The 21,281-nt window shown below is 70.1% G+C and carries 20 protein-coding genes and 1 pseudogene; 11 read left to right on the top strand and 10 right to left on the bottom strand.

The genetic code is table 11. The annotated features are described in order from the left end of the window. Positions 1-256 precede the first annotated feature (256 nt). Positions 257-616, bottom strand: coding sequence for a hypothetical protein (locus ACIRP7_RS20410; protein WP_403661161.1), 360 nt, complete (start codon positions 614-616; stop codon positions 257-259). 811 nt (positions 617-1,427) lie between these two features. Between ACIRP7_RS20410 and ACIRP7_RS20405 the strand changes: the two genes are divergently transcribed. Then, positions 1,428-1,673, top strand: coding sequence for a DUF5133 domain-containing protein (locus tag ACIRP7_RS20405; protein WP_403661750.1), 246 nt, complete (start codon positions 1,428-1,430; stop codon positions 1,671-1,673). A gap of 82 nt (positions 1,674-1,755) precedes the next feature. Here the strand turns inward: ACIRP7_RS20405 and ACIRP7_RS20400 are convergent, their stop codons facing one another. From ACIRP7_RS20400 to ACIRP7_RS20380, 5 genes are all read right to left on the bottom strand, one after another. Next, a complete protein-coding gene (locus tag ACIRP7_RS20400) occupies positions 1,756-2,316 on the bottom strand; it encodes an ATP-binding protein (RefSeq protein WP_403661158.1) in 561 nt (186 codons plus the stop codon). Positions 2,317-2,591: 275 nt separating this feature from the next. After that, positions 2,592-2,855 carry a GlsB/YeaQ/YmgE family stress response membrane protein gene (locus ACIRP7_RS20395; RefSeq protein ID WP_403661155.1) on the bottom strand — a complete coding sequence of 88 codons (264 nt, stop codon included), beginning with the start codon at positions 2,853-2,855 and terminating at the stop codon, positions 2,592-2,594. A gap of 173 nt (positions 2,856-3,028) precedes the next feature. Continuing rightward, on the bottom strand, positions 3,029-3,598 hold the full coding sequence (locus tag ACIRP7_RS20390) for a TetR/AcrR family transcriptional regulator (RefSeq protein ID WP_403661152.1): 570 nt from the start codon (positions 3,596-3,598) through the stop codon (positions 3,029-3,031). A 116-nt stretch (positions 3,599-3,714) separates the two neighbouring features. Beyond that, the gene (locus ACIRP7_RS20385) at positions 3,715-5,214 is read right to left on the bottom strand and encodes an MFS transporter (RefSeq protein WP_403661149.1); all 1,500 of its coding nucleotides are present in this window, start codon (positions 5,212-5,214) and stop codon (positions 3,715-3,717) included. An 80-nt stretch (positions 5,215-5,294) separates the two neighbouring features. Then, on the bottom strand, positions 5,295-6,386 hold the full coding sequence (locus tag ACIRP7_RS20380; RefSeq protein WP_403661146.1) for a helix-turn-helix domain-containing protein: 1,092 nt from the start codon (positions 6,384-6,386) through the stop codon (positions 5,295-5,297). Between ACIRP7_RS20380 and ACIRP7_RS20375 the strand changes: the two are divergent. Beyond that, a pseudogene (locus ACIRP7_RS20375) lies at positions 6,367-6,585 on the top strand (LysR family transcriptional regulator); the annotation flags it as partial. The gene ACIRP7_RS20380 and the pseudogene ACIRP7_RS20375 overlap by 20 nt on opposite strands. Before the next feature lie 526 nt (positions 6,586-7,111). Then, positions 7,112-9,181, top strand: a complete 2,070-nt coding sequence (locus tag ACIRP7_RS20370) for a putative Ig domain-containing protein (protein WP_403661143.1) — start codon at positions 7,112-7,114, stop codon at positions 9,179-9,181. A gap of 80 nt (positions 9,182-9,261) precedes the next feature. Here the strand turns inward: ACIRP7_RS20370 and ACIRP7_RS20365 are convergent, their stop codons facing one another. Then, positions 9,262-10,197 (bottom strand): helix-turn-helix domain-containing protein, encoded by a 936-nt coding sequence (locus tag ACIRP7_RS20365; protein WP_403661140.1) that lies wholly within the window; start codon positions 10,195-10,197, stop codon positions 9,262-9,264. Between the two features lie 128 nt (positions 10,198-10,325). Here ACIRP7_RS20365 and ACIRP7_RS20360 point away from each other — a divergent pair, with 128 nt between their 5' ends. The 3 genes from ACIRP7_RS20360 to ACIRP7_RS20350 all read left to right on the top strand — a co-directional run bounded on the left by ACIRP7_RS20360 (position 10,326) and on the right by ACIRP7_RS20350 (position 13,551). Further along, on the top strand, positions 10,326-11,369 hold the full coding sequence (locus tag ACIRP7_RS20360; protein WP_403661137.1) for a saccharopine dehydrogenase family protein: 1,044 nt from the start codon (positions 10,326-10,328) through the stop codon (positions 11,367-11,369). 246 nt (positions 11,370-11,615) lie between these two features. Beyond that, on the top strand, positions 11,616-11,966 hold the full coding sequence (locus ACIRP7_RS20355) for an iron chaperone (RefSeq protein WP_403661134.1): 351 nt from the start codon (positions 11,616-11,618) through the stop codon (positions 11,964-11,966). A 310-nt stretch (positions 11,967-12,276) separates the two neighbouring features. Further along, on the top strand, positions 12,277-13,551 hold the full coding sequence (locus ACIRP7_RS20350) for a sulfite oxidase (protein ID WP_403661131.1): 1,275 nt from the start codon (positions 12,277-12,279) through the stop codon (positions 13,549-13,551). Here ACIRP7_RS20350 and ACIRP7_RS20345 read toward each other — a convergent pair. Beyond that, positions 13,506-13,700 (bottom strand): hypothetical protein, encoded by a 195-nt coding sequence (locus ACIRP7_RS20345; protein WP_403661810.1) that lies wholly within the window; start codon positions 13,698-13,700, stop codon positions 13,506-13,508. The two genes, ACIRP7_RS20350 and ACIRP7_RS20345, sit on opposite strands and share 46 nt — an antisense overlap. Positions 13,701-13,845: 145 nt before the next feature. On the opposite strand from ACIRP7_RS20345, the gene ACIRP7_RS20340 reads away from it, so the two are divergent. From ACIRP7_RS20340 to ACIRP7_RS20320, 5 genes are all read left to right on the top strand, one after another. Continuing rightward, on the top strand, positions 13,846-14,046 hold the full coding sequence (locus tag ACIRP7_RS20340; RefSeq protein WP_403661128.1) for a hypothetical protein: 201 nt from the start codon (positions 13,846-13,848) through the stop codon (positions 14,044-14,046). Positions 14,047-14,809: 763 nt separating this feature from the next. Next, entirely contained in the window at positions 14,810-15,985 is a 1,176-nt protein-coding gene (locus ACIRP7_RS20335; protein WP_403661126.1) for a glutathione-independent formaldehyde dehydrogenase, read from the top strand. 593 nt (positions 15,986-16,578) lie between these two features. Next, entirely contained in the window at positions 16,579-17,085 is a 507-nt protein-coding gene (locus ACIRP7_RS20330) for an SRPBCC family protein (RefSeq protein WP_403661123.1), read from the top strand. Positions 17,086-17,142: 57 nt separating this feature from the next. Further along, positions 17,143-17,457: an alcohol dehydrogenase catalytic domain-containing protein gene (locus ACIRP7_RS20325; RefSeq protein ID WP_403661120.1), complete on the top strand. Its 315-nt coding sequence runs from the start codon at positions 17,143-17,145 to the stop codon at positions 17,455-17,457. Continuing rightward, positions 17,457-17,657 carry a hypothetical protein gene (locus ACIRP7_RS20320; RefSeq protein ID WP_403661117.1) on the top strand — a complete coding sequence of 67 codons (201 nt, stop codon included), beginning with the start codon at positions 17,457-17,459 and terminating at the stop codon, positions 17,655-17,657. Before ACIRP7_RS20325 ends, ACIRP7_RS20320 begins: the two co-directional genes overlap by 1 nt. A gap of 72 nt (positions 17,658-17,729) precedes the next feature. Here ACIRP7_RS20320 and ACIRP7_RS20315 read toward each other — a convergent pair whose 3' ends face one another. Together ACIRP7_RS20315 and ACIRP7_RS20310 are read right to left on the bottom strand one after the other, a co-directional pair. Beyond that, positions 17,730-20,489, bottom strand: a complete 2,760-nt coding sequence (locus ACIRP7_RS20315) for a Tat pathway signal sequence domain protein (RefSeq protein ID WP_403661114.1) — start codon at positions 20,487-20,489, stop codon at positions 17,730-17,732. After that, positions 20,482-21,213 carry a DUF6250 domain-containing protein gene (locus tag ACIRP7_RS20310; RefSeq protein ID WP_403661111.1) on the bottom strand — a complete coding sequence of 244 codons (732 nt, stop codon included), beginning with the start codon at positions 21,211-21,213 and terminating at the stop codon, positions 20,482-20,484. The genes ACIRP7_RS20315 and ACIRP7_RS20310 overlap by 8 nt, the downstream gene beginning before the upstream one ends. Between the last annotated feature and the right edge of the window lie 68 nt (positions 21,214-21,281).

The following is a 21,281-nucleotide window of genomic DNA, read 5'->3' as shown; positions in this document are numbered from 1 at the left end:
CGCGCTCACGGTCCCAGCACCGTCCTACCGGGCTTTCCCGCCCTCGGCATCGCCGTCGTTAGGTGACCGGTGTAGCTGCATCGTTGGGAGAACGGATGACTGTCGCCGCCGCGAGGAGCACGACGATCGCCACCCGCTCGTCCGCCCGTCCGCTCCACGATGCGGGCGGATTAGGCACGCGTGCGCACACGGCACCGCCGTGATCATCGGCCTCGGATCCGAGCCAGCAGTCCCCGAGCAAGCAGCTGGAGATCGCTCACGAAGGCCAGTCGGAAGGAAGTCCGTCGTTCTCGTTGTAAAAGTCTTCCCCAGCTTTAGCGATCGCCGCCACGGCGCTCCGGTAGGCGTAGCCGTATTCGGAGACCGACAGTGACTCGCAGCCGGCCGGCCGGGTCTTCGGAGGGGTCGTCGGCGACCAGCCCGTGGCGTAGAGCGCGTCGACACCCGTGATACAGGCGCGGATCGCCTCGGCGTCGGCCGGGGGAGCAGTGGTGGCCGTCGACGAGGACGCTGTGGCACTGTCCGCCGGGCTGCCGGAGTCTCCTGATCCGTCCGAACAGGCGGCAAGTGTCAGCAGCAGGGCTGCCGTGGATATGAGCGCTGCCTTGGTCCGCATGGCTCTTGCCCCCAGGTGTTGTGAAGATGACATCGCATAGTGGCAGATACGGGCAGGTGACGCACTGGTGTGTGCTGGGCCCGACCTGCGCTCCGGCAACGGGAGTTCGAGCAGAGGAACCCACGAGCCCCGTCCCGACTCAGGGGACCGGGGTAGTCGCGTACCGCCCGGTTGGTGGCGGACTGTCAGCTCAACGGCGGTGCTCTTGGGACGTGACAGGCACGGCTTCCAAGGTCATGGAGTTCTGTACGCCCCGTGATCCGAGTGGCAGGCCGTGCCTGCCAACTCGTCATGTTCAATTCCGCCAGGCGGGCCGAGGTGCCGGACCCGCGTGACCCACGCGGGGTGCGCCACCGCCTGCCAGGACCACCGTCACATCGATCTACGCAGTCACCAGCCTGACCGCCGAGCAGGCCACCGCGTCCCAGCTCGCTGAACTCGTCCGCAGCCACTGGAAGTTCGAGGCCCGGCAACGCATTCCACGTGATCACAAAACAGGCGTCAGTCCGTCAGAGCCGCTGCCGGAGATGCCCGGAAACCATCGCCGAGCTTTGGGCGGACGTTGCGAGAGGCTCGAAGCGGCGTCACGACATCACCCGCCTTCGCGACGCCCTCGACCCTCCGGTCCCTCCACCTGAGGAAGCCTTCAGGAATTGGCCGAGCACGGTGGCATGGACATCCGGGTGCGGGGCACTTGAGGGCTGCCTGACGTGCCCGGTGGTGAGCCGTGGGTGTCAGAGCTCGGATGCAGCCAGTTCCTCGCGGTGCGGCCCGCCGCCCTGCGAGAGGGGTTTGAGGGGAAGGTATGACTGTGATCATTCCGGCGGAGAAGGAACTGCGCGCTGTACTGGCCCGGTTCGCTCAGGCCCGTATCGAACATGACGTGCTCCCCACCGGCCGCACCAGCCGTGCTCTTGAAGACTCCACTTACACGCTGTGCGTGATGACCGGGGCCCGCACCGCCGAGCAGGCTCTGCGCGCGGCCGATGCCCTGCTGGAGCAGTACAGCAGGAGCCGCGCAGGCGTCCTCAAGGAGGATGAGACGCTGGCCGCGTAAGAGTGACGACTCTTTGCCCTGCTGTGGGGTCAGGTCACTGCCGCGTGCACAGGCAGCGGCAGTGACCATGCCGACGAACGGCTCATTCAGCACCCCCCGTCCGATCCGGCCCGAGCAACGACCCAGGGACTTCTTCACCTCCTTGGACCTCGCCCTGTGAAGACAGCATCACCCGATGGTCGGCCAGGTCGCCGACTGGATCGTCACACCACGTGACTGCCGCGACCACCCGCTTGCCCACCGGCTCACGGTGGACCTCGAAGCTCTGGCTGACGGCCGTGACGACTTCCAGGCCGTGCCGTCCCACCCGCTGAGGATCTCTGGCCAGGATCACGGGCAGCTGCGGCTCGGTGTCCCACACCGCGACCGCGACGGCCTCTCCGGTGAGTGCCAAGGTCAGCAGGAAGGGGCCCGGGGCGTATTTCCGCGCGTTGGTCACGAGCTCGCTCACCACGAGCTCCACCGTGCCCATCGCTCGGTCCGACACCGCCAGGGCATGTTCTTCTCGCAGGTTCGTCAGGAAGGCCCGGGCGAGAGAGCGGGCCTGGCCGATCTCCTCATCGCTGCCCTCGAATGCGGCGGACATCTCCACCCGACGGTCCGCAAGCGGCTGCTGCCCCTGATCTTGCCCAGGCAGGTTCATACAGTCCGCCTCACTTCCGAAGCGCCGCTCATTGCCGCGACCGCCTACCCCCGAAACATCACCACAATCACCATCAACGAGCAGCCCCAAGGGCTACCGTGCGCGAGCTGCGCTCATGCCTGCGCCGGCCGCGGCTGTCCGCGGCCGGCGCCTGGGCGGTCGTGTGCGTGCTCGTCGTTACCGGTGTCCTTCTTCCTGTGGCGGGCCCGCGTCGGCTGCCGGGACTGCGTCGGGTGTTGTGAACCGGTGGCGCCGGGACGGACTCTGGGCTGCGGTCAGTGACGGACCTTCACCTTGCTGAGGGCCGCTACGCCGACGGCGGCGAGGGCGATCTGGATGAGCCACTCGATCCAGTCGACGCCGTCGGTGTCGGCGACGCCGAGGCCGGCGGCGATGGCGGCGCCGATGAACGCGGCGATGATGCCGATCAGGATCGTCCAGAGGACGCCGATGTGCTGGCGTCCGGGGACGACGAGTCGGCCGAGGACACCGATCACGATGCCGATGACGATCGCGCTGATGATGCCTGAGATCTCCATGGGCGGTCTGCCACTCCTCGGTTCAGTCGTTGGTGACATGCGAGTGCCCGTTCGATCCGAGACCACTCTGACCTATGTATGAGACAGATAAAGAACTGCGCGTTCTGCGGATGCGGCGTGATGGTGCAGCGGGCTCGCCGCCCGCAGTCACGGCCGATTCCGACGGCGGACTGTCAGCGCACGTCCGCCGCATCGAGCAGGGCGGCCACCGTGGGGGTGATGAGGCCGGGGAGGCTGTCGACTCCGATTCCCGCGCGGGCGCTGGCGCCGTCGAAGACCAGGCTGAGCTGTCGGGCCAGCAGGTCGGGATCGGCGGCTCCCCCCTGTTCGGCCTCCGTCCGGAAGAAGGCTGTCAGTTGGCTCTTGACCCGGTGGGCCACTTGGCTCGCGGGGTGGTTCCGGTCCTTGAGTTCGATCTGCACGGACAGGTACCTGCATCCTCGGAACTCGGGCGCCCCTGCCTGCCGTTCCACCTGTTCGAAGACGTGCAGAGTCCGCGCGCGAGGTGACCGGCCGTCACCCGCCTCGGGCAGGAGGGTCGCGATGAAGGCGGCAGCGCGTTCCTCCAGGCTCGCCGCCAGCAGTTCGTCCTTGCTCTCGAAGAGCTGGTACATGGAGCGCTTGGACACCCCCGCCGCCTTGCACAGCGCGTCGATGCCGATGCCGACGCCGTCTCGGTAGGTGAGCGTGGCCGCCGCCTCCAGCAACCGCTCCCGGGGGCCGGTCTTCACTTCGGTGCTCATGCTGTGAGGTTAACTCGATTCGACCACATGTGAAACCGATCGGTTTCCCTGGTGTTGACGGCGGCTCGGCGAGAGCCTCAAAGGGCCGTCGCCGAGCCGTGCGAACTGTGCCTGCCTCAGTGCGCGATGACGGACTCGCCCTCCGACGGCTGCAGGGCCGCATTCGGCATCAGGAACGCCGTCAGCACCGCACCGACCACGAAGATCCCGGCGCCCCACGCCAGGGTGGCCGTGTAGCTCTCGACTCCGGCCTGAGCCACGGTCAGCGCGCCGGGCTTGCGCGAGGACAGGTAGTCGGTCGCAGCCGATGAGGCGACGGTGGTCAGCAGCGCCGTGCTGATCGAACCCCCCACCTGCTGGCTGGTGTTGATCAGTGCCGAGGCAACGCCCGCGTCCTCGTGGTGCACGCCTGCGGTCGCGCCCTGGAACGCGGTGGTCATCACCCCGCCGATACCGAGGCCCAGCAGGATCATGCCCGGCATGATGTTGACGGCATAGGCGCTGTTCAGCGTGAGCTGGGTCAGCAGGGCCATACCCGTCGCGGCGACCAGGAAGCTGACGGTGACCACGGCCTTCGGACCGACCCTGGGCAGCACCAGCGAAGGCACCGTGGTCGACGAGGCGACGATGCCCGCGACCATCGGCAGGAAGGACAGGCCGGCCTCGATCGGCGAGTAGCCGATGCCGGCCTCCAGGTAATAGGTCAGGAACAGGAAGATCGAGAACATTCCCATGCCCATGACGAACACGGCCAGGAACGAACCGCCCCGGGTCCGGTCCAGCATGACTCGCAGGGGCAGCAGCGGATGCGCGACCCTGAGCTCCAGCCACGCGAACACCGCGAGCAGCACCACGCCGCTGATCATGGAGCCGAGGGCGACCGGGTCGGTCCAGCTGGTGGATTCGACGTGCGCGAACCCGTAGACGATGCCGAACAGTGCGGCGCTCACCGCGATGGTGCCTGGCACGTCTATCTTGGGCCGCTCGGTGACCACAGGCCTGGCCAGCCAGAGCAGCGCACCGACGAGCGCAATGCCCGCGAAGACGACGTTCACGTACATCACCCAGCGCCACGACGCCCACTCGGTGAGCATGCCGCCGAGCAGCAGTCCGACCGCGGCGCCCGCACCGGACAGCGCACTGAAGATGCCGAAGGCCTTCGCCCTCTCGCCGGGCTGGGTGAACGTCACGCTGAGCAGCGAGAGCGCCGCCGGTGCGAGCAGTGCGGCGAAGAGACCTTGGGCCACACGTGCCCCGACGAGGATTTCGAAGCTGCCGGCCGCGCCGCCGACCACGGATGCGCCCGCGAAGCCGATCAGGCCGGTCACGAAGGTGGTACGTCGGCCGAACAGGTCACCGAGCCGGCCTCCGAGCAGCAGCAGGCTGCCGAACGCCAGGGCGTACCCCGTGATGACCCACTGCCGGCTGCCGTCGCTGAACCCGAGGTCGTGTTGTGCCGCGGGCAGCGCGATGTTCACGACGGTCGCATCGAGCGTGACCATCAGCTGTGCCACGCCCAGCACGACGAGCACCCACCAGCGCACGGCATGTGAGCCGCGGCGGCCCGAGTCTGGTTTCCCGGTGGCGGACGCCCCGTGATCGAGCGTGGAAGTCATGTCTGCCCCTTGGCGCTGGTCGAAGTGTGAAGAGCGTTCGGAAACCGATCGGTTTCCCATAGGAAAACAGATCGGTTTCCTCAGCGCAAATGAACAGGCGATCTCGGCGTCGACGACCCGCCTACGGCTGTCAGCAGCCGCAGTCCGTCGTACCGGCTTCGGTCGTCGCTGCCGGCGCCGCCGAGGTGCCGGAGGCCGCCTCCCGGTCCTGGGCGATGCGGCCGCGGAGCATGTTCTCCATGACCTTCATGAATCGCTGTGCCCCGGACGTGCCGATGACAAAGGAGCTGTCGCGGCCGTCGGGCGCGGCGCGCAACTCTTCCAGGCGCTCCAGGCGCTCCAGGCGCTCCAGGCGCTCCAGGCCGTAGTCGGCGAATGCGTGGTTGCTCAGTTCGACGTCGACCCCTGCCCGCCGCATCCGGGAGGCGAAGGTGAGGATGGAGGAGAGGTAGGTCTCCTTGCTCGCGGTGGCCCTGGGCGGGTTGGTCCCGCCCCAGGTCATCGCGGTGTACGTGCAGTGCTGTCGGCGGGCCGGGAAGATCGGCGAGACCGTGCCGGGTGTGTGGCCCGGGGCGCGGTGGAGCGTGACCGTGGTATCTCCCAGGCGCAGCCTCTGGCCGTCGGCGATGTCCAGGTCCCGGATCGTCCAGGGAGACCGCGAAGAGCTGTTCGGCCCGCCGCAGCCGCAGCGTGTTCTGGTGGATGTGCAACTCGCCGCTGGCCGCAGCGACATCGCCGAAGTGCCGCAGGTACGCGAGGAGCGTGACCGCGTACTCGGTGGCGTGCTCGGCGTCGTGCGCCCGCAGGCGTTCCGCCGTCCCGGTGCGCAGATCGGCGTCGTCGCGTACGGCGTGCGCGAGCCGTCGCAGCACCAGCGCCGGGCGCAGGTGCTCGGTGCGGTCCGCGCCCCGGTCCGCGCGCTGTTCCAGGAGGTGGTCCAGCGCGGCGTCGATGTCGCGCGGGCCCGGAGCAGAGCGGAAAATGCGCCTGCGGTCGAACAGCGGGGTCCGCTCGGCCGGCTTCAGCACCAGCGTGAAGTTCTTCACCCACCTCGGACAACCGGTCAAGCGCGTCCCGAAGGGCGAGGGCACCCCCGGAGTCGGCGACGCGGTACGGGTGGTGTACCCCCTCGGCTTCCCCGTCGAGTTCTTCTTCGCCGGGACCCGGCGCATCGCCCTGGTGCAGGCCCGGCTGGCCCGGCTGCTGGCGCCCATCGCGGCGGTGCGGGTGGTGGAACCGCCGTACGAGGCGGTGCCGTTGAGGGAAGCGCTGTGGTGGCATCCGGTCCACACCCATGACGCGGCGCACATCTGGCTGCGTGAGACGGCCGCGCGGGTCGGGGCGCAACTGCCCCGCACGGGCGAGGAGTGACACGAAGGAAGGCACCTCACCAGGAGTCGGCCCTCTCGCGTACCGCTCGCATCCTGGAGGCGTTCAGCCAGGAGGAGCCGGCGCTCACGGTCTCCGGGATCGCCCGCGCTGTCCCTGCGGGACGCTGCGATGCCGTTCATGGAGGGCGCGCACGACGTCGTGGGCCACCGTGTGCAGCTGGAGGGTCCTCGACAGCGACGAGGTGTACGCCTCCTCGTGCGGCCTCGTCGGATCAGCCTCCGGGCCCGGCCGGCTTCGGTCTTCCTCTGCTCCGCGCCAAGCCCGCCCCACTCACCTCCAATGAAGTGGGCAATCTCCTCCATGGCGGAGCAAAGAATTCCCTGCGCCACTGCCGGTTCGCCCGCGGTCCGATCTACGTTCCTCTCGCACCCTGTCATGTCACGTACATCAGACATCACGGGTCAGTCGAATGTCATGCTCATGGCTGCGCGGTTTCGCCGCCGCTACGCGCGTCACGGGCCTGCCAATCCAGTGCGCATCCCCACGTCAACGGAGGCAGAACCCCATGCGTGAGTCACGTCTGAGCAAGCGGAGACGGAGTCTGCGAAGACTCCTCGCCGTCTCCTTCCCGGTCCTCGCCCTCACCGTCGCCGGACTCGTCGCGGCACCGACGGCCGGCGCCCAGCCCACCGCGGCCCACCCGCACACCACCAAGGTCACGCAGAACAGCAAAGCGCTGACCGCCCCCGCGCGTCAGACCTTCCACTCCACCGGCAGGGCCGGCCAGAAGGTACCCACCACTCACCTGTGCGCCACCGCCGAGCCGGGCCACGCGTCCTGCTTCGCCCAGCGCCGCACCGACATCAAGCAGCGCCTCGCCTCGGCGCTCGCCGCCGCGGCCCCCTCCGGCCTCTCCCCGGCCAACCTGCACAGCGCCTACAACCTGCCCACCACCGGCGGCAGCGGCCTGACGGTCGCCGTGGTCGACGCCTACAACGACCCCAACGCCGAGTCGGACCTCGCCACTTACCGCTCCACCTACGGTCTGTCCGCCTGCACCAAGGCCAACGGCTGCTTCAAGCAGGTCAGCCAGACCGGTTCGACCACCTCGCTGCCGACCAACGACAGCGGCTGGGCGGGCGAGGAAGCCCTCGACATCGACATGGTCAGCGCCGTCTGCCCGAACTGCAACATCATCCTCGTCGAGGCCGGCTCCGCCAACGACTCCGACCTCGGCATCGCCGAGAACGAGGCCGTCTCGCTCGGCGCCAAGTTCGTCTCCAACAGCTGGGGCGGGGGCGAGTCCTCCTCCCAGACCAGCGAGGACACCTCGTACTTCAAGCACCCGGGTGTCGCGATCACCGTCTCCTCCGGTGACTCCGCCTACGGTGCCGAGTACCCGGCAACCTCCCAGTACGTGACCGCAGTCGGCGGCACCGCCCTGTCCACGTCCTCCAACTCCCGCGGCTGGACCGAGTCCGTGTGGAAGACCAGCTCCACCGAGGGCACCGGCTCCGGCTGCTCCGCCTACGACCCGAAGCCGACCTGGCAGACCGACACCGGGTGCACCAAGCGGATGGAAGCCGACGTGTCCGCGGTCGCCGACCCCGCGACCGGCGTGGCCGTGTACGACACCTACGGCGGCTCCGGCTGGGCGGTCTACGGCGGCACCAGCGCCTCGTCGCCGATCATCGCGGGCGTGTACGCCCTCGCGGGCACCCCGGGCTCCAGCGACTACCCGGCGAAGTACCCCTACTCCCACACCTCCAACCTGTACGACGTGACCAGTGGCAACAACGGCTCCTGCTCCACCTCGTACTTCTGCACCGCGACCACCGGTTACGACGGCCCGACCGGCTGGGGCACCCCCAACGGCACCACCGCCTTCGCCTCCGGCACCACCTCCGGCAACACGGTGACCGTCACCAACCCGGGCAGCCAGTCGACGACGACCGGCGGCTCGGTCAGCCTGCAGATCAGCGCGAGCGACAGCGCGGGCGCGACCCTCACCTACAGCGCCTCCGGGCTGCCGACCGGCCTGTCCATCAGCAGCTCGACCGGCAAGATCACGGGAACGGCGTCCACCGCGGGCACCTACCAGGTCACCGTCACCGCGAAGGACTCCACCGGCGCCTCCGGCTCGACCTCCTTCACCTGGACCGTCGGCTCCGGCAGCGGCACCTGCACCTCGACCCAACTGCTCGGCAACGCCGGCTTCGAGTCGGGCAACACCACCTGGACCGCCGCCAGCGGGGTCATCACCAACTCCACCAGCGAGACGGCACACGCCGGTTCCTACTACGCCTGGCTGGACGGCTACGGCTCCGCGCACACCGACACGCTCTCCCAGTCGGTGACCGTGCCGAGCGGCTGCAAGGCCACCTTCACCTTCTACCTGCACATCGACACCGCGGAGACCTCGACCAGCAGCGCCTACGACAAGCTGACGGTGACCGCGGGCTCGACGACCCTGGCCACCTACTCCAACCTCAACAAGGCATCCGGGTACGCCCAGAAGTCCTTCGACCTGTCCTCGTACGCCGGCTCCACCGTCACCCTGAAGTTCAACGGAGTGGAGGACTCCTCCCTCCAGACCAGCTTCGTCGTGGACGACACCGCCCTGACGACCAGCTGACCCACCCGAGGGGAACACCCGATCCCGCACGCGGAGACCGTCCGCGTGCGGGACACCCGTTGTCCACTCGGTGTGCCTTGTCAGGGCCGGAAGGTGCGGCGATAGGTGTCGGGTGGGACCCCGACGCTGCGGTGGAAGTGGCGGCGCAGCGTGGTGGCGGTGCCCATACCGGTGGCCGCGGCGATGGTGTCCACGGTGGCGTCGGTGGTCTCCAGCAGTTCCTGGGCATGGCGGATGCGCTGGGTGTGGAGCCACTGCAGTGGCGTGGTGCCGGTGAGGGTCTTGAAGTGCCGAGCGAGGTGGCGTGAGCTCATACGGGCCCGGCGGGCCAGGTCCTCCACGGTGAGCGGTTGGTCCAGTCGCTGCAACGCCCAGGGGATGAGTTCGCTCAGGGGGTGGTTGCCGGGGGCGGGCAGGGGGGTGGCGATGAACTGGGCCTGGCCACCGTCGCGATGGGGTGGGACGACCAGACGCCGGGCGATCTTGTTGGCGTTGGCCGAGCCGTGGTCGAGGCGGACCAGGTGCAGGCACAGGTCCATGGCGGCGGCCTTGCCCGCGGAGGTGAGGACGTCTCCGTTGTCGACGTAGAGGACGTCCGGGTCGACGGTGGCCGCTGGGTGGCGCCGCGCCAGTTCCCGGGTGTGAGCCCAGTGCGTGGTGGCGCGCCGGCCGTCGAGCAGTCCTGCCGCGCCCAGAATGAACGCGCCTGTGCACAGGGAGGCCACGCGGGCGCCGGCCGCATGAGCGGCGCGCACCGCGTCGACCAGTTCGCGGGGCGGTTCGTGATCCGTGTCGGCCCAGCTGGGGACGATCACCGTGTCCGCGTGCGCGAGGTGGTCGAGTCCGTGGTCGGGTTCGAGGCGGAAGCGGTCGACTCGGACCGGGCCGTTGCCGCAGAGGAAGAAGTCGTACCAGGGGTCGACGACGTGGGTGAGGTCGGACCCGAAGATCTCGACGGCCACGGCCAGTTCGTAGTGGAGCATGCCATCGGTGACGGCCAGCGCGACGGTGGGCATGTCCGAAACTGTACGCGGCATGTCGTTTCCGACACTCATGCGGGGCGCTGCCGCACGGACAGGATGGGGGTGTCAGGCCGCAGCGGATCAGCATCGCAGCGGGTCTACGAACGTAGGGGAGCAGTCTCATGGGGTCAGGTCAGCTGGTGGCGGTCTTCGGGGCGTACGGTCACACGGGGCGGTTCGTGGTCGCGGAGCTGGCCGCGCGGGGGTTCGTCCCGGTGCCCTCGGGGCGCAACGCGCGGGCGGTCGAGGAGCTGGCCGGCGAGCACGGGCTGGAGGCCCGGGTGGCGTCGGTCGAGGATCCGGCTTCGCTGGACCGGGCCCTGGCGGGAACGGTGGCGGTCATCAACTGCGCCGGACCCTTCGCCTCGACCACCGGCCCCGTCATCGAGGCCGCGCTGCGCGCGGGCATCCCCTACCTGGACGTGGCCGCCGAGCTCGAGGCGAATCTCGACACCTTCGCCCACTACCGCGAGCGGACCCTGGAAACGGGAGCGGTGATCGTTCCGGCCATGGCCTTCTTCGGCGGTCTCGGCGACCTGCTGGCCACCGCGGCGATGGGCGACTGGACCGAAGCCGACGAGGCCCACATCGCCTACGCGCTCAGCAACTGGCATCCCACCAACGGCACCCGGCTCTCGGGCGCGGTCTCACGCGAGCGGCGCGGTGACCATCGTCTGCGCTACCGCGGCGGACAGTGGGAGCACCGCACCGACCAGGCGCCCACTCTGGAATGGACCTTCCCGGACCCGATGGGCCCCCGGAAGGTGATCGGGGAGTTCACGATGGCGGACGTCGTCACCGTCCCCCAGCACCTGTCCATTCCCGATGTGACCACCTACATGACCGCCGAGGCGGTCCGTGACATCGCCGCCCCCGACACACCGGCACCGACCGCCACCGACAAGAGCGGGCGCTCGGACCAGACCTTCCTCGTCGACGCCGTCGTGCGCTCGGGCGGCGCCGAACGCCGGGCCACGGCCAGCGGCCAGGACATCTACGCCGTCACCGCCCCCTTGGTCGCCGAGGCCCTCGAACGCGTCCTGACCGGCCGCATCCGGACCACCGGCGTCGCTTCCGCCGGGGAGATCTTCGACGCCGCGGACTTCCTGCGCGCGCTCGCCCCGCACATCACCCTCGACCTGGGCCCACAGAAGCAGCTCGCCTGATCTCGCCCCCGCCACCCACGAGGTTGTCGTCTGCCCGTGGAGAACAAGCACGCGCCGCCAACACGCCCTGCCCGCGATCGCCCCGCCCACGCGGTCCGCCGATGCCCAACGGCTTTCTGTTGCCCGGGACTTGGCAGTCGGGTCGTCGACCCGGCCACTCGCCCGCCGCCGCTTCCCTCGTGTCCTCTCCGTGTCGGCGCGCCTGGTTGCGAGCATCCAGGCTGGCGGTCGAACAGAATGAGTCGTATGGACGCTGAAGTGCAGACCTACGTCGACGGGATCGCACCCGAGCTCCGCCCCCTGTTCGACCGGCTGCACCGGCTGATCCTGGCGGCGTTTCCCGAGGCGAGCCTCGTGCTGTCCTACGGGATGCCGACCTACCGGGTTGGCAACCGAAAGCTCCATGTCGGGGTGTGGCAGCACGGGGTCTCGGTCTACGGGTGGGACAAGGACCGGGGCGCGGACTTCACCTCCCGCCATCCGAACCTCGTCAGCGGGAAGGGGACCATCCGGCTACGCCCCCAAGATGCGGCGGACGTGACCGACGACGAGTTGGGCGATCTCATTCGCGCTTCGCTGGCAGGCGGGAGCACCTGATCAGGCGAAGGCCGCCCCGGGCTGCCTTCGAACGCTCCGTTGACACCCTCCGCCCCGCGTGTTTCGATCTCGCCATGCCGTCGCCGGAGCCTCTGACTCGCCGCCGCGCCGTGGACCTCGTCCGGGTCGCCGCCGCGCTGTGTCGGACGAGCGGCTGATCGCGCGCCTCCCCGTTCTCTGACAGCGGCTCTGTCAACCACCTTGCGGGAAAAGTCAGTTGGGCCTGGCTGCCGTGGGACTGCTCGATGTCCGGGCCCTGCCCCTTGCCGCCCCCTGCCCTGTTCCATCGCCCCCATGACGAGGACCCGCCATGTCTGTTCCCACCCCGTCCGGTCACCGCCTCGAAACCGACTACGACCGCCGAAGGCTGCGTCAGTGGCTCGCCGGTGAGGCCAAGGCCGACGGGGTCACCCGCCGCCGGCTGCTCACCCTGCTCGCCGCCACCGCCGCCGGGACCGCACTCGTGAGCCCCCGCTCTGCCCGCGCCGCCGTCGCCGGGATCGTCAAGCCGCTGCCGCCCGAGTGGTTCATCGAGCGCGGCACCAACGCCGAGACCCGCTGGGAGGCGCTGCGGGGAACCGGCCGGAACACCCCTAACGAGAAGTTCTTCGTCCGCAACCACACGGCCACCCCGGTCCTGGACGCGGGCGACTGGCGGCTGCGGCTGTGGGGGAGCGGGCTGCGCGGCACCCCGGGTGAGGACCGGCCGGTGGAGTTCGGGTACGACGATCTGCGCGCGCTGCCGGCTGTTTCCCGGACCGCCTTCGTCGAGTGCGCCGGCAACGGCCGCTCCTACTACACGACGCAGCAGGGCGAGACCGTCACCGGCACGGCCTGGACGCTGGGCGCGATCGGGGTTGCGCACTGGCGCGGGGTGCGCCTCGCCGACGTGCTGCGCCGGGCCGGCCTCCTGCCCCATGCCGTGGACGTGCAGCCGCGTGGACTGGACGCCGAGTACGTCAGCGGTGGCGAGAGTCTGGGCCGGGTACGCCGTCCGCTGCCGCTGGCCAAGGCGCTGGACGACGTACTGCTCGCCTACGAGATGAACGGTGAACGGCTTCCGTACGACCACGGTTATCCGGTGCGGGTGCTGGTGCCCTCCTGGGTGGGGATCGCTTCGATCAAGTGGGTCGGTGACATCGAGGTGTCCGCGCAGCCGCTGTTCTCCCCCTGGAACACCACCTTCTACCGGCCGTTCGGTCCGGCCCACCCGGAGGGCGGCAGCGCGCCGCTCACCCGGCAGGCGACGAAGAGCGCCTTCGAGCTGGCCGACGGGGCCACGTTCCCGGCAGGCCGGGTGCACGTACTGCACGGGCGGTCGTGGTCGGGCGCGGGCGCCGTGGCCCGGGTCGACGTCAGCACCGACGGCGGGGCGAACTGGCGCCCTGCCCGGCTGCACGACCGGCCCCGCGCCGGCACCTGGACCCGCTGGTCCTTCAGTTGGCGGCCCGAAGAACGCGGCGCCACCCACCTGCTGGCCCGTGCCACGGACACGTCCGGCCGCACCCAGCCTGACGTCGCCGTGCCCAACACGCAGGGCTACCTGTTCGACGCGGTGGTACGGCATCCGGTGAGCGTGGTGTGACGACTCGCTGAGCGCTTGTGGAGCAGTTCGCGCACGAGCGAGGCGACCTGCTCCGTCTCGATCAGGAAGCCGTCGTGGCCGTAGGGCGACCCGATCAGGCGCAGGTGCGCCACGGGCACGAGCAGCGGCCCCCGGCCGAGTTCGGACACGGCCGAGACACACTCCTCGTACGGCCGCCGGCCCGGCACCGCACGGTGTCCGGCGGGTGCCGCGCACCAGCAACGTGGGTAGGGCGTAACGGTGTTGGCCGTCGGGGGTCTCCTTGGGGGCGCCGGGATGAGGCGATTCGCAGCCGTGCACCGACAGCACCTCGTCGACCGGACGACGCGCCTCGGCACGGTCGGCGCGTACTCGCTCGAGCACGTCCGCCGACGCCGCGTCGGCCACGAGCCGACCGACATCCAGGCCGGGTACGCCCGAGGTCGCGGGTACCGCCGACGCGGGAGTGTCCGCGGGCTCCCCGAGCACGAACACGCTCTCCCGCAGTCGCCGTAGCACCCGGTAGGCGACTTCCGCGCCCCGCGCCTCGGCCGCCTTGGCGACCAGCGAGGCCGGCCACGAACTCGCGGCCACGCGCCGGAGGCGAACCGCCCGCGCGGCCTGGGTGTGGGCGCTGACGTCCTCGCCGTAGCGCGCGTACCAGGCGGTTTCCGCGGCGGGGTCGGGCGCGGGGTCGTCGTCGTGGTCGAAGAGAATGCAATACACCCGACGCCGACGGACCTGCCCCGCGAGCGCCGCGCGGAGCCGACGGAACACGGGCTCCGAGCCCAGGCCCAGGGACGCCACGGAGTACTGGACGTTGTCCTGGTTCGTCGCTTCGATCGCCACGGTGGGCGGCGCGCTGGGATCGGGCCTGGAGAGCGACGAGGCGATCCGGGCAGCCGCCTACTCCAGGCGCGAACAGGAACGTCGCGGCGCGCTGCGGGACAACGACGGTGATTGGCCGACGACCCTGCGTCGGAGATGTGTCGTCGGTCGGTGGTCGTCCGGGTCCGGAGAATGCGCTGACCGGTCGGTGATTGGCCTGTTTGGCGTCGGGGGCCGACGGGGACCCGATGGGCGCGCCGCCGGAACGCCGAAGCTCCGTCTGGGGGGCCGGTGGCGGCGCCACCGTTCCGCCCGATCCGGGTGAGCGGTCCGCCGAGGCGTGCCGGAGCCATGGAACTTCCCCGGCGAAGCGACTTCCGGGAGCAGGCTCTGTGCGCGGTCTCCATCACCGCTGTGCTGGGCTCATGCCACAGCACCGAGGGAAGTCATCATGAAAGCAGCGGTATATGAAGGTCCCCGGACGGTCACGGTGAAGGACGTACCGGACCCGAAGATCGAGCACCCCTGCGACATCATCGTCAAGATCACCGCCACCAACATCTGCGGTTCGGACCTGCACATGTACGAGGGTCGCACCTCGTTCGAGTCCGGGCGCACCCTGGGACACGAGAACATGGGCCAGGTCGTGGAGGTCGGCCCGGCCGTCCGCAAGGTGCAGGTCGGCGAGTACGTGGTCCTGCCCTTCAACATCGCCTGCGGCTTCTGCAAGCAGTGCGAGCAGGGTCTGACCAACTACTGCCTGACCATGCAGCCGGAACCGGCCCTCGCCGGAGCCGCCTACGGGTTCGCCGACATGGGCCCCTACCAGGGCGGCCAGGCGGAACTGCTGCGCGTGCCCTACGGCGACTTCAACGCGCTGCGTCTGGGTGAGGACGCCGCCGACCGGCAGACCGACTACGTGATGCTGGCCGACATCTTCCCCACCGGCTACCACGCCACCGAGATGGCCCACGTCAAACCCGGTGACCAGACGATCGTCTTCGGAGCCGGCCCCGTCGGGCTGATGGCGGCCTACTCCGCCCTCCTCAAGGGCGCCGGCCGCGTCTGGGTGGCCGACCACCAGCCCGACCGGCTGCGCAAGGCGGAGGAGATCGGTGCCATCCCGATCAACACCGCCGAGCAGAACCCGGCGGAGGTCGTCAAGGAGGCCACCCTCGGTCTGGGCGCCGACAACGGCTGTGAGTGTGTCGGCTATCAGGCGCACGATCCCGAGGGACACGAGGACGCCAGCCTCACGCTCAACGGCCTGATCGACTCGGTCAGGTTCACGGGCGACATCGGCGTGGTGGGCGTGTTCCTGCCCCAGGACCCCGGCGGCGAGGAGGCCCAGGGCGAGCTGGAGGCGCAGGGCAAGGTCCCGATCGACTTCGGCATGATGTGGTTCAAGGGCCAGCGCATGGGCACCGGGCAGGCGCCGGTGAAGAGGTACAACCGGGCGCTGCGGGATCTGATCGCCGGTGGGAAGGCAAAGCCGAGCTTCGTCGTCTCCCATGAGCTCAGCCTGGACGACGCCCCCACCGCCTACGAGCACTTCGACGCCCGCGACGAGGGCTGGACCAAGGTGGTCCTGCATCCCGACGGACACGGCAACGGCCACAGGAGCTGAACGGCCGGCCACAAGAGCCAAGAGACCCAAGGGTTGCCGTCCGCCTGCTCCCCGGGACCGGTTCGGCCGACGAGTCGCGATCGGCCCCGGGGTCCGGCCGGGACGGCACGGACCCGGATCCGCACCTGCAGCGGGAGTCGAGGATTGGATGCGGGCCATGCGGCACCTCCGGCGTGGTCCGGCTGCACGCTTCACCTTCTCCCCCAAGCGACCCGCACTCCCTTCACCTCACCGCACGTGAGGAGCATCCATGAGGACAGACACCCGCTCCACCTCCCGCCTACGGCATGATCCGCTCACACGCGGCCTGGGCTGGGCAAGCGCGCTCCTGGGCGTGCCCCAGGTCGTCGCCCCGGCAGGCTTCGCCCGGGCCCTGGGCGTGCACGAGAGCTCGCGGCACAGCCTGGCCACGACCGCCGGCGGAGCGCGCGAGCTCGCGGCCGCGGCCGGTTTCGACGCGGGTCCAGAGCCAGGCCGGATGCGGCCGCCCGAGCACCCGGGCCCTGCGGAACCGCAACGGTCGCGGCCTCGGCCGCACCGTCGCCGCGACCGCCGCGGTCACCGTCATCACCGCCACGGACGTCCACGCGGCCGTGACCCGCACCCGTAGGAGCACCCCCGCGGAACTGACCGCGACCACCACCGTCACCGATCCTCCGGACGAGGTCTACCGCTTCTGGAGCGACCTCGAGCGACTGCCTGACTTCATGGCGCACCTGGACGAGGTGCGCGTGACCGGGCCGGGCAGTAGCCACTGGCGGGCGAGCGCGCCGTTCGGCAAGGTGGTCGAGTGGGACGCCGAGACCACCCAGGACGTCCCCGGCCGGCTGATCGCCTGGCAGTCGGCGGACGGTGCCGACATCGGCAACTCCGGTGAGGTCCGGTTCGTGGGCGCCCCTGGCGGCCGGGGCACGGAGATCCGGGTGACCCTGCGCTACGACCTGCCCGGCGGGGCGCTGGGCAAGGCCGCGGCACGCTACTTCGGTGAGGAACCGCACCAAGCGGCTCGACGACGACCTACGCCGCTTCAAGCAGATCGCGGAGACCGGCGAGGTCGTCCGTCCGGAGGGGGCACCCGGCGGCAAGCGGGCCCGCGGTGAGTTTCCGCAGCACCCGGCCCGACCGCTGACCGAGGAGGAACCGAAAGAGGCCCTGACATGAAGGCGAACTGCTGGACGGGACGCAACTCGGTCGAGGTGCAGGACGTCCCCGAACCGTCGATCCTCAACAGCCGCGACGCCATCGTGAAGATCACCTCGACGGCGATCTGCGGCTCCGACCTCCATCTGCTCGACGGCTACGTCCCCACCACGGAAAAGGGCGACATCTTGGGCCACGAGTTCATGGGAGAGGTCGTCGAGGTCGGCCCCGCCGTCAGCGACGACAAACTGCGTGTCGGCGACCGGGTCGTCGTGCCCTTCCCGATCGCCTGCGGCGCGTGCGCGTCCTGCTGCGCGGAGCTGTACTCGTGATGAACAGGTCCCCGACCCTGCGCACCGGGCAGTGCCATGTGCAGAAGTACATGAAGCCGCTGCTGAGCCTGATCGAGGAGGGCAGGATCGACCCCACCAGGGTCATCACCCGCCGGCTGCCCCTGACCGAGGCCCCCACCGGCTACGACCTGTTCAAGAACAAGAAGGATCACTGCGAGAAGGTCGTCCTCACGCCCTGAGGGCCGCGCCGATGAACTGCGGCGCGGCCCTCGCGTCGAGCAGGCCCGCGCCGCAGCGGCGCGGGCCCGGGCTCACCTCAGCGCGTCACCCACCAGGGCCAGATCCTGGATGGCCGCGAGACCGTACAGGGCCGTGGAGTTGCTGCTGACCCAGGGCGCGTCCGACCCGGCGTTGAGTACGGTGGGCCCGTCGATCTTCGTGGTCGCCCACGGGGTGCTCGCGTCCGGGTAGCCGTCGCTCGCGGTGAAGTTGCGCCAGGCCCGCGCCGCCAGCACGTCCTCGCCGGTCAGTTTCGCCGCGTACGCGTCCAGGCGGGAGTGGCCCTGGACCAGGCTGACCTTGAAGCCCGCGCCGTAACGGGCGGTCTTCTCGGCCGTGGTGGCGTTGAAGTAACGGCAGTAGTCCAGCCAGGCGGCCCGGAAGCCGGGGATGTCCTTCTCGTCGACGGTGTCGATCAGTTCGGCCGCCAGCTCGGGCAGACCGAAGCTCGCGGAGAGGTGGGAGACGTCGATCACGGGCTTGCTCTGGAGAGCGAAGGCGCCCGTGTCGAGGTCGTACAGGCCGCTGCCCTGGACGAAGCCGTTGGGCTGTGCCGCGATGGTCGAGGCGCTGGCCAGCAGCTTCTTCTTCGCCGTACGCCACTTGGGGCCGCGCCGCTCCCACTCGGTCCACCAGGCCCAGCCGAGCCCGCTCCAGTCGGTACCGAAGCCGATGGACAGGGCGTGCCGGTCCCCGGGGACGTAGCCGTCGGTGCGGACCTTGCGCTGGGGGTCGAGGCGCAGGAACGTCTCGTCCGCGTCCACTTGGGCCTGCATCAGGTCGCCGGTGCGCTCGTCGGCGGTGAGGTAGTAGAAGAGGCGGCGGTAGACGGGCGTCGAGATACGGACCTGTTTGGCGCTGTCGCCGAAGTGCTGGACCCCGTGCCGGGTGCCCAGACCGGCCCACTTGCCGAGGTGGTAGACGTCGACCTCGCCGGTGTGGCGGGTCATGGCCTCGGCGAAGCGGTAGATGTCGGCCCGTCCGGAGCGCAGGTAGGCCAGCCACAGCCACAGGTCGGTGGAGAGCTCGGAGTTGTCCCAGGCGTAGCCGCCGACGTCGTAGCACCAGGTGTGGCGGTCGGGGTCGTAGGTGTGCTGGACGTCGCCGTAGTCCAGGAAGCCGTACCAGCGGCGCTGTTCGCGCTGGTCCCGGTAGTAGGTGAAGAGCAGGTCGAGGCGGTCCTCGATGGTCTTCCTGGCGGGGGTCGAGGGGTCCACGGGGGACCAGAGCCCGGCGAAGACGCCCGCCTTGTGCAAGGTCTCGGGGGCGGCGACCAGCTGCGGTGGGGTGGTCAGCGCCTCCTTCTGGGCGACCAGGGTGCCGGCCGCGGGGGTGGCGGCGTTGGCCCACAGGTAGAGCTCGGAGGTGCGGGCGATGCCGTACGGGGTGCCGAAGCCGGGCTCGTAGTCCTCGTAGGTGATGCCCAGTCCGGCGGTCTGCTCCTCGTAGGTGTCCTGGCCGAGGCCGTCGTGGTAGAAGCGCAGGTCGAGCGGCTGGGCCTCGGGGGACCAGAGCCAGAGGGTGACGGCCGCCTCGTCGGAGGCGGCGTTCTTGATGTCGAGCTGCGCGGGGTGCTTCTGCCAGAAGTCCCGCAGGCCGAAGGAGAGTCCGCCGCTGACCCCGCCGACGTAGCCGAAGCCGGGGGCACGGGTGCCGCCGGTGGTGTGGATCCAGCCGTGACCGGCCTTGGTCCGCTTGCGGACGGTGAAGCCGTCGGCCGAGAGCTGGGCGAGGGTGTAGTCGCCCCAGGCCGGTACGTACTGCAGCGCGGAGGAGACCCGGGTGTCCCAGGAGGAGATGTCCGGCAGCTTCTCGCCCTCGACCTGCGCGGAGCGCACGGCCGCGCCGGGATCGCGGCGCAGGCCGGTGATGCCCTGGACGGCCTCGGTGAGGAATCCGTCGTCGGCGCCGGCGAGACGGACGTGGCGGTTGTAGAGCTCGTCGGTGAGGGGGACGCGGATGCGCAGGCCCAGGCCCTTGATGAAGTCACCGCTGCTCTTGCCGGGCTCTTGCGCGCCGTCGTACGTGATGGTGTGGACGACACGGATGGCCTCGGACCCGGCGTAGAGGTAGAGCCGGATGACGAAGGGCAGCCAGGAACGGCTGCCGCGCTCGTGTCTGCCCTCCAGTCGGATGACGGCGCGCACCGGGCCGGACTGCTCGACGGTGACGGAGCCGACGCGGCCGGTGAAGCGTTCCCAGCGGGTGCTCGAACCGCTGCCCTCGTAGTCGTCGTCGATCTCCGGCTGGCGCAGGACGACCAGTTCGGCCTTCCTCGCGATGTCGGTGGTGCCGCGCCTGATGCTCCGTACGACGTCGTGCGCGCCGGCCTTGGCGATGCTGACCTGGATGACGCCGGTGTCGACGTCGATCGTGCCCCCCTTGGTGTCCACGGTGAGTGCGGTGACCGCTTTCGCGGGCGTGCCCGGGGCCAGGGTGTAGCTCTCGGCGGCCTTGGCGGTGGCGCCCACCGCGTGGGCGGTCCACTTCAGGCTGCCGTCGGGCCAGTAGGCGGTGGGCCAGGACTGGACGGGCACGGCGGTGCCGTCGCCGGCGGTGAGAGCGAACGCATGGTCGGCGGGGAGTGCGCCCTGGGGCCAGGCCACGCCGAAGGTGGTGCCGGGAGCCGCGGCGGGCGTGCCGCCCTCCAGCCAGGCGAGCTTCACCGGGCCGGCGGAGGCCTCGGCCGGGGCTGCTGCGGCCGGGTCGGCGGCGAGCGCCCAGGAGAGCTGGGTTGCCACGACGGCCGCGCCCGCCGCCTTGAGGGCGTCTCTGCGCGACAGCTCAGGCACGGTGACCGCCTCCGAGCCGCCAGACGCGGAAGTCGGTGACGTGGAAGTGGCTCCAGGTCGTGCGGAAGGCGAACCAGCCGCTGGTGTAGGCGTCCTGGTCGGTGTAGTCGAAGACCAGTTCACCGTTGTCCCAGTACTGGATGTGCCTGCCGTCGGAGACCAGCCGGATGCGGTTGGGCTCGTTCGCGGTGAGCAGCGGCGAGGTGTAGTCGTAGATCAGCGGACGGGAGCCCGCGACGCCGACGTAGCGGCGAAGCCGGGTGGTGGTGTTGTAGTTCGCGCCGAGGCCCGCGTAGTACGTGGTGAGGTGGTCGTAGTCCGCCAGGGCGCCGCTGCGCGCCGTGGCGAACAGGTCCCCGGGGGACCGTGAATCCCTGGCGTTCCAGAACGAGTTCAGGTCGCTGACGCGGTCGTTGGCACCGCCCGCGGAGACCGGGGTCGCCGTGAAGTCGATCTCGTACCGGCCCGAGAACGGCCGCTTGAACCACACCGATGCCCCGGCGGGCACGTCGACGTCCAGCACACCGCCCTTCGCCGTGACGCTGCCGCCCTGCTCCAGCTCGGCCCGCCACTGGCCGGTGCCGTGCCGGAAGTCGTCGCGTGCCAGCAACTGGCGGTGGTGGTACGGGTTTTGACGGGAGGGTGCGGCGGCGGCGCCGGGGGACAGCGCGGTGGTGACTGCGACCGCGAGGCTCACCGCGACGGCGGCCCAGGTGTAGCGCATCGGAAGATCCCTTTCTGTGGACGGCCAGGATCGTACGGAAGCCAACCGTTCCGATCAGCAAAAGCAAC

It is taken from the genome of Streptomyces sp. NPDC102270 (assembly GCF_044766405.1).
Taxonomy (GTDB): Bacteria; Actinomycetota; Actinomycetes; order Streptomycetales; family Streptomycetaceae; genus Streptomyces.
Note: the sequence above shows the minus strand (reverse complement) of the source record. Positions and strands in the feature narration are given on the sequence as shown.